Origin of the sequence: Bradyrhizobium sp. NAS80.1 (assembly GCF_001908205.1) — a bacterium.
GTDB lineage: Bacteria > Pseudomonadota > Alphaproteobacteria > Rhizobiales > Xanthobacteraceae > Bradyrhizobium.
In genome coordinates this window covers 24,460-35,894 of record NZ_LGHL01000174.1, presented here as the reverse complement: position 1 = coordinate 35,894, position 11,435 = coordinate 24,460, and the positions used below count along the sequence as shown (strand labels likewise).

The following is an 11,435-nucleotide window of genomic DNA, read 5'->3' as shown; positions in this document are numbered from 1 at the left end:
CTGGCCAAGTCCGCCGAGCGGCGCCACCGGTCGCGGCGATGATGTAGCGGCCAGGGCTACCGGCTCCGCGGTGGCAGGCACGGCAGGAGGTGCGACCGGCTCCGCAGCGGCGGGGGCCTGCGTCTGCCGCCGCGGGTCCGGCACCAGCGAGAGCAAAAAGCCGGCCGCAATCACGAAGCACAACAGGGCAACCACGATTGAGAGAATTTGCTGCGACGCGGCGAGACTGCCGCCGAGATGGTGATGCTCCTCGCCGGTCAGCGGCTCGAAATGCATGCCCAGCATCGCAGTGTAATGCATGCCGGAGACCGCCACGCCGAAGACGATCGAGCTGACGATCAGGCGAACACCTTCTTGCTGCGCCAGGAAGGCGCGCAGGCCGCCGTAGGCGGTGACGATTGCGACCACGATCGAAAGCAGCACCATCGAGCGGTCGTGCACGATGCCGAACGAACCGGCCAGCCCATGGATCCCGACATAATGCATGCTGGCGATACCGACGCCGAGCAGGACGGCCGACGATACGACCCGCCTCAAGGACGGCTCGCCGATCGAGACGAAGAACAGGGAGATGCCGACCACCAGCGCGCAGATCAGGAACGAGATGATGGTGGGCAGAACGAGATAGACCGTGTCCGGCGGCAGCGGTGCGGCCAGCATGCCGACGAAATGCATGGTCCAGATGCCGACGGCCAGAAACGCAGCAGCACTCGCGAGCAGCACGCGATTGCTGACGCCCGGCGTGTTGCGGATGCGAGCCGCAAGCGCAAAGCCGGTATAGCCCCCAAGGCTCGCGATCGCCACAGAGAGCGCGACGAGATAGGGATCGTGTCCTTCGAACATGATCTTGTCGGCCGCCCCGTCTCCACGGAGCGGCCTCCTCCCGCCGCCAACTTTATAAGGACGGCGGCGGAATTGACAATCAGCGGCGTGTGAAGCTGCCGTTACGCGATTCCCGCCGCGACCTGGCCGCGCAGGCGCTCCAGGCCAAGCAACGTCTCCGCACAGGCTGCTGCGACCTCGACGCCCTTGATGGCAAAATGCCTGCGGAAGAAATCGTAGTGCACCTCGGTCTCGTGGAATTGCTGCGGCGTCAGCACCGCGGAGAACACCGGCACCTCGGTGCGAAGCTGCACGTCCATCAGCGCCTTGATCACGGTGTCGGCGACGAATTCGTGGCGATAGATGCCGCCGTCGACGACGAGGCCCGCCGCGACGATCGCGGTGTAGCGCCGCGTCTTGGCGAGGATCTGCGCGTGCAACGGGATTTCGAACGAGCCCGGCACCTCGAACACGTCGACATGGGTGAGATGGCGTGCTTCCGCCTCCTTCATGAAGGCGATGCGGGCTTCCTCGACCACGTCGTGGTGCCAACGGGACTGCACGAAGGCTACCCGCTGCGGCTTTGCAAAGCGCGGATGCTCGGTCACCGGATCCCTTGGAACCGGCGGTGGCTGTGTCTGGGACGTTTCGACTTGGGTCTCTTGCAACATCTGATTCATGGCTTTCCTTCTTAAGGACCAGAATCAGGGCACACGGAACGACAAACAGCCGCATCTTCCGATGCGTCTGCCACCGACCGTTCTCTTTCATCCGGACTTTGACCGTCGGCTTCGGAGTTGCACCGAATCTGCTGACCCTTCCCCACTGGAAAAAATCCGTCGGAAGAAGGCGCTCGCGGGCTTAGGCCTTTCGGCCCTTACCGCCGGTGGGGACTTTCACCCCGCCCTGAGAACATCGGCCGTCCGGGATGAACGGCCTGACACGAAATATGACGCCGGTTCGAGGCCGCAGCAAGCGCGTTCCGCATGAAAAACCGCATGGTCCCATGCCGCCATGGAGGTCCTCTCGGGAGTCCTCTTGGTGGTCCGGCCCTCGCGGCGGAATTAGCGATTGGCGCGCATCTCGCGAATCCGATTCCGGTTTGTTCTCATTCGTTAAGAATTGTGGCCGAGAGATGAGCTGTGGACGAACGAGTCCGAGGCTGTGGACGGACTCGGCAGCCAGTTGCGCAGATTCCGCAAATCACATCAGTTGATCCGCGACAGGCCCGTGCTGATCCGAGGGGATCGCAAGAGCGACCCTGAGGGATCGCAAAAGCGACTCCGAAGGATCGCCGTAGCGACGTTTAGGGAGCGCGCGCCGGGCGAACCGCGTGCGTATCAAGACAACAATAAGGCAAGAGGTCGAGACGGCATGTCCCTGCTCGAAGGCAATATCGATTCCCGAAACCATCCGCTCGCGGTGGTCGAGGACATCGCTGCCAGCAACAACTGGCCGTTCGAACGCTCCGGCGAAGACGAACTCACGATTGTCTCCAAGGGACAATGGACCGACTACCAGATCTCCTTCACCTGGATGGGCGATATCGAGGCGCTGCATCTGGCCTGCGCGTTCGACATGAAGATTCCGGTCGCGCGCCGGGGCGAGGTGCAGCGGCTCGTCGCCGCGGTCAACGAGCAATTGTGGATCGGGCACTTCGATCTCTGGACCAACACCGGCATGATCATGCATCGCCAGGCGCTCGTGCTGCCGGGCGGACTGACGGCGTCGACTGCGCAATGCGAAGCCATGCTCGCTGGCGCCATCCACGCCTGCGAGCGCTACTTCCCGGCGTTCCAGTTCGTGGTGTGGGCTGGCAAGACCACCGCGCAGGCCATGGACGCGGCGATGTTCGACACGGTGGGAGAGGCGTAGGCTTCTCTCCGAGATAGCGAGGGAGCCGCCGCTCCCTCCGCGACGTCGTCCCGGACAAGCGCAGCGCAGATCCGGGACCCATACCGCGTGATTTCTCGTGTCGCGCAATGCTTGTTGCTCTGCTCTCCATCCACTAGAACTTCCTGTGGTTATGGGTCCCGGCCTTCGCCGGGACGACACCTTTGTTTGTGGTGACCACAGTGGCAGACAACAGCACACTTCAAAACATCACCGGCACCATCCTTCTCGCCGGCGCCGGCAAGATGGGCGGCGCGATGCTGACCGGATGGCTGGCGGGTGGGCTCGATCCGCGCCGCGTCGCGGTGATCGATCCGCAGATCTCACCCGAGATCACCGCGCTTGCCGCCAAAAGCGTTGCGCTCAATCCCGATGTGAAGACTGCTGGCGCGATCGAGACGCTGGTCGTCGCGGTGAAGCCGCAGATGTTCCGCGAAGCCGGCGCGAAGCTGAAACCCTTCGTCTCCGACCAAACGTCCGTGGTCTCGATCATGGCGGGAACCACGATCGCATCGCTTGAGGGAGTCTGCGGCGGCGCCGTGGTGCGCGCGATGCCGAACACGCCGGCCGCGATCGGCCGCGGCATCACGGTTGCAGTCGCGGCGAAGAATGTCAGCACCACGCAGCGAGCTGTGGCCGATGCGCTTCTTCGCGCCACCGGCTCGGTCGAGTGGGTCGAGGATGAAGGCCTGATGGACGCGGTGACCGCCGTCTCCGGCTCGGGCCCCGCCTATGTGTTTCTGCTCGCCGAAGAGCTGGCCCACGCCGGTGTCGAAGCGGGATTGCCCGAAGCACTGGCGACGAAGCTCGCGCGCGAAACGGTCGCCGGCTCCGGCGAGCTCCTGCACCGGTCGGATCTTTCCTCCAGCACGCTGCGCCAGAACGTCACCTCGCCCGGCGGCACCACCGCCGCAGCACTCGGCGTGCTGATGGGCGAGCCAGGCCTGCGCGATCTGATGATCCGCGCGATTGCGGCGGCGACGAAGCGGTCGAAGGAACTGGCGAAGTAGCAGACCCTCATGGTGAGGAGGCGCGTCAGCGCCGTCTCGAACCATGCAGGCCCCGCTCTTGCCCGCGGCCATCCTTCGACACGACCGCTGCGCGATCTCCTCAGGATGAGGTCAGAGCAAGCGGATGCTACGTCGCCCCCAGCCGCTTGTTGAACATCTCGACATTGACGAGCCCGCGCGCGTGACGGCCCTCGCCGAGCTTGCGCGTACCCTCGAACGCCTCGACCTCGAAGCGGATGACGCGGCGCTCGACGGCGACCACCTTCGCGGTGGTCCGCACCGTCGCCCCGACGAGCGCGGCAGCGAGATGGCGGATATCGACCTCGGTGCCGACGGTGACCCAGCCTGGCTGAAGCGCCGAGCGGATCGCATCGCCCGACGTTATCTCCATCTCCAGGATCATCATCGGCGTTGCATAGACCATCGGCATGCCAGGCACGAAATGCCCGACCGTACGCTCCGCCGGGACCACCAGCGTGCGCTCGGCGCTCATGCCGATCTTGATGAAGTCGCGTGCGTCCATGCTGCCTCAAACTCCGCTGTCGTCCCGGACAAGCGCAGCAAAGCGGAGCGCCGATCCGGGACCCATAACCACAGGGAGTAGTTTGGCGAAGACCCGTGGTTGGCAGCTCGCCCACAACCGCTCCCTGCGGTTATGGGTCCCGGCGTTCGCCGGGACGACAGCTGTGATTGCTGCTGCGGCTGTGGCTACTCTCGCCAGCCGTCTATTTCTTCGCCGCCGCCGCGCGCTCCACAAAGGTCTTGCCGCCCTTCATCTTGTGGCGGAGCGGGGCTTCGTTGATCTGGATGACGACGGCCTCGGCATCGACGCCAAGATTCTTGACCAGCGCCTGCGTGATGTCGCGCATCATGCCGGCCTTCTGCTCGTCGGTGCGGCCTTCGGCCATGCTGATGGTGATCTCAGGCATCGTCTTCTCCCTGCTGCTTTCGCGTTGACCGGGCTTGTCCCGGCCATCCACGTTCTTTCCCATCAAACAAGACGTGGATGCCCGGGACAAGCCCGGGCATGACGGCCTGCCGGAATGGCTATCCCCACTTTACGTCATGGCGGGCCAGCACCTCGCGCACCTTCGCGACGAGATCGGCTTCGCTGCACGAGAACTGCGCCGGGCGGCTCTCACGCCATTCCTGGTTGGAGGCGATCGCAGCCGCCGCTTTCGCGCCTTCGATCAAATCCTTGATCTGCACCTCGCCGCGCGCTTTTTCATCGGAGCCCTGGATGATGACGCAGGGCGCGTTGCGGCGGTCGGCGTATTTGAGCTGGTTGCCCATGTTCTTGGGATTGCCGAGATAGAGCTCGGCACGGATGCCGGCGGTGCGCAGGCTCGCGACCATCCTCTGATAGTCGGCAACGCGGTCGCGATCGAACACGGTGACGACGACGGGACCGAATTCAGGCCGCGTGTCGAGCTTGCCGAGCAGCGTCAGCGCGGCCTGGAGGCGCGACACGCCGATCGAGAAGCCGGTCGCCGGCACCGGCTCGCCGCGGAAGCGCGAGACGAGCCCGTCATAGCGCCCGCCGCCACCGACCGAGCCGAACCGCACCGGGCGGCCTTTCTCGTCCTTGGTGTCGAGCAGCAGTTCGACCTCGTAAACGGGCCCGGTGTAGTATTCGAGACCGCGAACCACCGACGGGTCGATGCGGATACGGTCTGCACCGTAACCTGACGCTGTGACCAGTTTGGCAATCTCTTCCAGCTCACTCACGCCGGCCTGACCAATCTCGCTCTTGGCCAGGTAGACATCGGCTGCAGCAATTGCCTCTTTCCAATCGTCGCGCTTTTCGGTGATGGCAAGAACAACGGCAGCCTCGGCCGCGCTCAGGTTGGCGCCTTTCGTGAAGTCGCCCTTGCCTTCTTCGCCACCATCCCACCTTCCGGGACCGAGCAATTTGCGCACTTCCTCGGCGGGAAACTTGTCGAGCTTGTCGATCGCGCGCAGCACGGTCAATCTGCGTGCCGCGTTCTCTTCACCCGCGAGCCCAATTGCCTCCAGAACGCCGTCGAGCACCTTGCGGTTGTTCACCTTCACGACGTACTGGCCACGCTGCACGCCCAGCGCCTCCATCGTGTCCGCAGCCATCATGCAGATCTCAGCGTCCGCCGCCGGGGTCGCCGAGCCGACCGTATCGGCGTCGAACTGCATGAACTGGCGGAAGCGGCCGGGGCCGGGCTTCTCGTTGCGGAACACATAGCCGGCGCGATAGCTGCGATAGGGTTTCGGCAGCGTGTCGAAATTCTCGGCGACATAGCGGGCGAGCGGCGCGGTCAGGTCGTAGCGCAAGCTAATCCACTGCTCGTCGTCGTCCTGGAACGAGAACACGCCCTCGTTCGGACGATCCTGGTCGGGCAGGAATTTGCCGAGCGCGTCGGTGTATTCCATCGCCGGCGTTTCCACGGGCTCGAACCCGTAGAGCTCGTAGACGGCGCGGATCTTCTCGACCATCTCGCGCGTCGCCCGGATCGCCGCGGGATCGCGATCCTCGAGCCCGCGCGGCAGGCGCGCCTTCAGTTTCTGGGGTTTTTTGGGTTTCTCGGCCATGCGCGGCGTTTACCAGCCGACGCGCAAAGCGGCAACCGGGGTTCTCTGCACCTCGCCCCGCTTGCGGGGAGAGGTCGGATTTTATGCCTCCGGCATAAAATCCGCGTGAGGGGGATTCTCCGCGAATCCAGCTGCCAGCGTCCCCGTGGAGACTCCCCCCTCACCCCGCCCCTCTCCCCGCAGGCGGGGAGAGGGAAAGAAGAACTACGGCTGCTCCATGCGCGCCCGGATCGCATCCGCGTCCGCTTTCGGCAGCGACTTCAGCGTCGGCTTGATGGTTTCGCCGCCGACGATCTTGCCGTTGCGCATGAACATCCAATCCGAGATGTCGGCTTCGCTGAACTTGACCTCGTCGCCTGCCCGTTTGCCCGGCAGATCGCGCGGCTCGTTGGCGAAGAGACCCGAATAGGCCCCGTTCGGCAGCTTTTTCACCTCGGCGATCCAAATGTGCTCACCGCGCCTTCGAGTCGAAAAGTGCAGTTTCAGCGAGTGCCCGGTCTCCGACGGCTTTGGCGCATCATAAGAGGCCCAGAAGGTCGGGAGCGAGCCGCGGGCGCGCGCGATCGCGGCGTTCATTTCAGGGTCGGTTGTGCACACGTCGACGATGGGCGAGCGATCTTCCGCCGCGACCTCGGGCTTGGGTCCGATGGTCAGGATGCCGAAGACGGTGGCGCCGGTGACAGCGGCGAGAACGGCCCATTTCAGGGGCTGGGGGAGTTTGGATGGCATGAGCGCGATGTCCAGATACCTCGATGTCTCGGGCTTTGTCGCGCGACCGTGGCGGGGAGTTCACGGCACATGCCTGTCGATTGGCGTTCCCCGGATGCTGCACAGCGCGCCGCCCTTTGCGGCGTGGTGCGCTGCTGATCCGGGGTCCATCCACTGAGGCATGGGTCCCGGCCCTGCGCAGCAGCGTTTCACGCTGTAGCGCGTCCGGGACACGAGACCTCAAAACACCTTGCGGATCCAGTTGTGCGGATCGTTGGTGCGGCCGTACTGGATGTCGACGAGCTGCTTGCGCAGGCCCATGGCGACGGGGCCGGCGGCGCCGCCGCTGATCTCGAAATCGCCGCTCACCGAGCGCACCTTGCCGATCGGCGAGATCACGGCCGCGGTGCCGCAGGCAAATGCTTCCTTCAGCTTGCCGCTTGCCGCATCCTTGCGCCACTGGTCGAGGGAGTACGGCTCCTCGCGCACCGTCTTGCCGGCATCGCGGGCGAGCGCGATGATGGAGTCGCGAGTGATGCCGGGCAGGATCGTGCCGAGCTGCGGCGTCAAGAGCGAGCCGTCATCGAACACGAAGAACACGTTCATGCCACCGAGCTCCTCGATATAGCGGCGCTCGACCGCGTCGAGGAAGACCACCTGATCGCAGCCGTGCTGGATGGCTTCAGCCTGCGCACGCAGGCTCGCGGCATAATTGCCGCCACATTTGACGGCGCCGGTGCCGCCGATCGCAGCGCGCGTGTAGTTCTCCGAGACCCAGATCGAGACCGGCGCGGGGCCGCCCTTGAAATAGGAGCCGACTGGCGACGCAATCACCGCGAAGATGTATTCGGACGACGGCTTGACGCCGAGGAAGGTCTCGCTCGCGATCATGAAGGGCCGCAGGTACAGGCTGCCCTCGCCGCCCCGGCATCCAGGCGCGGTCGATGCGCACGACCTGCTCGACCGCTTCGATGAAGACGTCTTCGGGGATCTGCGCCATCGCCATGCGGTCGGCCGAGTCCTTGAAGCGCCGTGCATTGGCGTCGGGGCGGAACAGGTTCACGCCGCCGTCGTCGCGCTTGTAGGCCTTGAGGCCTTCAAAGATTTCCTGCGCGTAGTGCAGGACGGCGCCAGCCGGATCGAGCTGGAAACTCGCGCGCGCCTCGATGCGCGCCTCGTACCAGCCGCCCTTGGCCTGGCTGTAGCGGACGATCGCCATATGATCGGTGAAGACCCGCCCGAAGCCGGGGTCGACCAGCTTGGCGACGCGGTCCTTCTCGGTGGTCGGATTGGATGCGGGCTGGATGTCGAATTTCATGCTCATTTCCTTGCCTCCCGCTGCCGGTAGCGGCGCTGCTCTGGCGCCCGCAAGCCCTCTTTCGGGCCCGGCTGGCTTGATTGGGTTTCTGGCCGAACCACCGCCAGCCTTGTTACGGCCGGTTTCCGTGGCCAGCATGTCGCCGAGGACATGCTTTTGCGGAAGGCGGAAGTCCAGTATGTTTTGCCGAAATGCCGCTCGACAATCGTACGGTAGATCTGCTTCGGCCGTCGCCGCCTGTCCGGCTATCCGCGGCCGTCGTGCTTCGATGCCACCCGACGCGAAACGATCTAAAATTTCGTGCGGGCTGATCGTTTTGTAACATTGAACCCAAGATACGTCAATATGCCTGACATAAATTTCGTGACTCCCTCTCATGACGCCACCGAGCCCAGGCCGGCCGCAGGCGGCGGAGGCAATTTGCGCTGGGATATCATCGAGCTGCTGTTCTTCGCCTATCGCGATTTTGTCGGCGATCCCGACCAGGAGCTCGAAGCCTTCGGCTTCGGCCGGGCCCATCACCGGGTCATGCACTTCGTTTACCGCTATCCCGGCCTCAAGGTCGCCGACCTCCTCGACGTCCTGCGCATCACCAAGCAGTCCCTCGGCCGCGTGCTCAAGCAGCTCCTGGACGAGGGCTATATCGTGCAGAAAACCGGCGATAATGATCGCCGCCAGCGCCTGCTGTACGCGACGCCGAAAGGCGAAACGTTGGTGCAGAAGCTCGCCGGCCTCCAGACCACGCGGATCACCAAGGCGCTTGCCGAGATGGCTCCGCAGGATGCCGAGACCGTCAAGCGCTTCCTGCGCGCGATGATCGACCGCGACGATCCGGACAAGGTGCTCGAGACGATCTTCGCCTCCGTCAATCAAGACGCAAAGGAGTGACCGTGACGCTCGCTGCCACTCTCGCCCGCCCGCCGGCGCGCCCGGCCGACGACGCTCCGCATCTGTTGCTGGTCGACGACGACCGCCGCATCCGCGATCTGCTCTCGCGTTTCCTCGCCAGCGAAGGCTATCGCGTCACCACCGCTGCGAGCGCCGGCGATGCGCGCTCGAAGCTGCTCAGCCTGCATTTCGATCTCCTGATCCTCGACGTCATGATGCCCGGCGAGACCGGCTTCGATCTTGCCCGTTTCATCCGGACCTCCTCCTCGGTGCCGATCGTGATGCTGACGGCGCGCCATGAAGCCGAAAGCCGTATCGAGGGCCTGCAGATCGGCGCCGACGACTATGTGGCAAAGCCGTTCGAGCCGCGCGAGCTTGCGCTGCGCATCAACAACATCCTCAAGCGTGCCGCTCCGCCGCCACAGGCGGCGGCGGTGGAGAAGATCGCGTTCGGCCCCTACGTCTTCCACCTCGATCGCGGCGAATTGCGCCAGGGCGAGGAGGTCATCCACCTCACCGACCGCGAGCGCGAGATGCTGCGCATCCTCTCGGAGACACCGGGCGAGACCGTCCCGCGCAGCGCACTCACCGGCAACGGCAGCGTGAACGAGCGCGCCGTCGACGTGCAGATCAACCGCCTGCGGCGCAAGATCGAGACCGATCCCGCCAATCCGCTGTTCCTCCAGGCGGTGCGCGGCATCGGCTATCGGCTGGTAGCCTCGCCATAGATCAAGTGAAGCGCGACCGATGAGCACGATCGATACCGGCCTGACGCTTTTGAAGAGCGCCGCCGGCCGCGTCTCCGCCGCCAATGGCTGGATGGGCAATGCGTTCAAGGGCTGGATGCCGACCGGCCTCTATGCCCGCGCGCTCCTCATCATGATCGTGCCGATGGTGATACTGCAATCGGTTGTCGCCTTCGTGTTCATGGAGCGGCACTGGAACACGGTGACGCGCCGCCTGTCGGCCGCAGTGGTTCAGGACATCGCCGCGCTCATCGACGTCTACAAGGGCTATCCGCAAGACAAGGACCGTGACCAGATCCGCCGCATCGCCCAGCAGCGCCTCGGCCTCGTCGTCGATTTCCTGCCCCCCGGCGACATGCCGCCGCCGGGACCAAAACCGTTTTTCTCGCTGCTCGACCAGACGCTGTCGGTGCAACTCGGCCGCCAGATCGGGCGATCCTTCTGGATCGACACGGTCGGCCGCTCCAATCTCGTCGAGATCCGCATCCAGCTCGACGACGCCGTGATGCGCGTGTTCGCGCAGCGCAGCGCAGCCTATGCCTCGAACTCGGAGATCTTCCTGTTCTGGATGGTCGGGACGTCCTCGATTCTCCTGATCGTCGCGGTGCTGTTCCTGCGCAACCAGATCAGGCCGATCCTGCGGCTTGCCGACGCCGCAGAAAGTTTCGGCAAGGGCCGCGAGGCGCCGAACTTCCGCCCCAGAGGCGCGCGCGAAGTGCGGCGCGCGGCGGTCGCCTTCCTCGAAATGAAATCGCGCATCGAGCGCACGATGGAGCAGCGCACCGCGATGCTCGCCGGCGTCAGCCACGATCTGCGCACCATCCTGACCCGCTTCAAGCTCGAGCTGGCGCTGATCGGCGACAGTCCCGAGCTGGAGGGGATGCGCAAGGACGTCGATGAAATGTCGATGATGCTGGAGGACTACCTTGCGTTTGCCCGCGGCGATTCCGGCGAGCAGTCGCAGCCGACCGACATGGCGCAGGCGCTCGAGGAGCTACGCAGCGACGCCGAACGCCACGGCCACACCGCAACCGTGGCGTTCCACGGCCTGCCCGTGGTGACGGTGAAGCCGGCCTCATTCAAGCGCTGCCTCGCCAACCTCGTCACCAATGCCGCGCGCTACGGCAAGACCATCGCCATCACCGGCCAGCGCGATCACCGATATTTGACCGTCACGGTCGACGACGACGGACCGGGCATTCCCGCCCACTTACGCGAGGAGGTGTTCAAGCCGTTCCTGCGGCTGGACAACGCCCGCAACCAGGACGAAGGCGGCACGGGCCTTGGCCTTGCAATCGCCCGCGACATCGCCCGCTCGCATGGCGGCGACATCACGCTCGGCGACAACCCGATGGGCGGACTACGGGCAAGTGTGCGGATACCCGTGTAGCTTTCTTACCTCGCCCCGCTTGCGGGGAGAGGTCGAATTCGATCCGACTCTCACCAGATTCGCGGATAGAGCCCCTCACCCCAACCCTCTCCCCGTAA

The 11,435-nt window shown here is 64.8% G+C and carries 11 protein-coding genes, 1 pseudogene and 1 riboswitch; of the genes and pseudogenes, 5 read left to right on the top strand and 7 right to left on the bottom strand.

The genetic code is table 11. The features are described from left to right. Positions 1 to 843 (bottom strand): MHYT domain-containing protein (locus AC629_RS33535; protein ID WP_084809075.1); only part of this gene is annotated, 843 nt, incomplete at its 3' end. Between the two features lie 101 nt (positions 844 to 944). After that, positions 945 to 1,502, bottom strand: a complete 558-nt coding sequence (locus tag AC629_RS33530) for a 6,7-dimethyl-8-ribityllumazine synthase (protein ID WP_084809074.1) — start codon at positions 1,500 to 1,502, stop codon at positions 945 to 947. 75 nt (positions 1,503 to 1,577) lie between these two features. Next, a riboswitch (FMN riboswitch) is annotated at positions 1,578 to 1,740 on the bottom strand. 456 nt (positions 1,741 to 2,196) lie between these two features. On the opposite strand from AC629_RS33530, the gene AC629_RS33525 reads away from it, so the two are divergent. Further along, a complete protein-coding gene (locus tag AC629_RS33525) occupies positions 2,197 to 2,697 on the top strand; it encodes a type III secretion system chaperone family protein (RefSeq protein ID WP_084809073.1) in 501 nt (166 codons plus the stop codon). A gap of 191 nt (positions 2,698 to 2,888) precedes the next feature. Continuing rightward, positions 2,889 to 3,725: a pyrroline-5-carboxylate reductase gene (gene proC / locus AC629_RS33520; protein WP_502693070.1), complete on the top strand. Its 837-nt coding sequence runs from the start codon at positions 2,889 to 2,891 to the stop codon at positions 3,723 to 3,725. Between the two features lie 127 nt (positions 3,726 to 3,852). Here proC and AC629_RS33515 read toward each other — a convergent pair whose 3' ends face one another. From AC629_RS33515 to AC629_RS33495, 5 genes and pseudogenes are all read right to left on the bottom strand, one after another. Continuing rightward, on the bottom strand, positions 3,853 to 4,248 hold the full coding sequence (locus AC629_RS33515) for a thioesterase family protein (protein ID WP_084809071.1): 396 nt from the start codon (positions 4,246 to 4,248) through the stop codon (positions 3,853 to 3,855). A 202-nt stretch (positions 4,249 to 4,450) separates the two neighbouring features. Continuing rightward, a complete protein-coding gene (locus tag AC629_RS33510) occupies positions 4,451 to 4,717 on the bottom strand; it encodes a tautomerase family protein (RefSeq protein WP_283848215.1) in 267 nt (88 codons plus the stop codon). Between the two features lie 55 nt (positions 4,718 to 4,772). After that, positions 4,773 to 6,287 carry a histidine--tRNA ligase gene (gene hisS, locus AC629_RS33505; protein ID WP_084809070.1) on the bottom strand — a complete coding sequence of 505 codons (1,515 nt, stop codon included), beginning with the start codon at positions 6,285 to 6,287 and terminating at the stop codon, positions 4,773 to 4,775. 204 nt (positions 6,288 to 6,491) lie between these two features. Further along, positions 6,492 to 7,016: a YegJ family protein gene (locus tag AC629_RS33500; RefSeq protein WP_084809069.1), complete on the bottom strand. Its 525-nt coding sequence runs from the start codon at positions 7,014 to 7,016 to the stop codon at positions 6,492 to 6,494. Between the two features lie 219 nt (positions 7,017 to 7,235). Then, positions 7,236 to 8,319, bottom strand: a pseudogene (locus tag AC629_RS33495) (branched-chain amino acid aminotransferase). 339 nt (positions 8,320 to 8,658) lie between these two features. Between AC629_RS33495 and AC629_RS33490 the strand changes: the two are divergent. Genes AC629_RS33490 through AC629_RS33480 form a run of 3 tightly spaced genes read left to right on the top strand, consistent with a single transcriptional unit; the run spans position 8,659 to position 11,337 of the window. Then, positions 8,659 to 9,201 carry a MarR family winged helix-turn-helix transcriptional regulator gene (locus AC629_RS33490; protein ID WP_084809068.1) on the top strand — a complete coding sequence of 181 codons (543 nt, stop codon included), beginning with the start codon at positions 8,659 to 8,661 and terminating at the stop codon, positions 9,199 to 9,201. Further along, entirely contained in the window at positions 9,198 to 9,929 is a 732-nt protein-coding gene (locus AC629_RS33485) for a response regulator (RefSeq protein ID WP_084809067.1), read from the top strand. The genes AC629_RS33490 and AC629_RS33485 overlap by 4 nt, the downstream gene beginning before the upstream one ends. A gap of 19 nt (positions 9,930 to 9,948) precedes the next feature. Beyond that, the gene (locus tag AC629_RS33480) at positions 9,949 to 11,337 is read left to right on the top strand and encodes an ATP-binding protein (RefSeq protein WP_084809066.1); all 1,389 of its coding nucleotides are present in this window, start codon (positions 9,949 to 9,951) and stop codon (positions 11,335 to 11,337) included. Positions 11,338 to 11,435 lie beyond the last annotated feature (98 nt).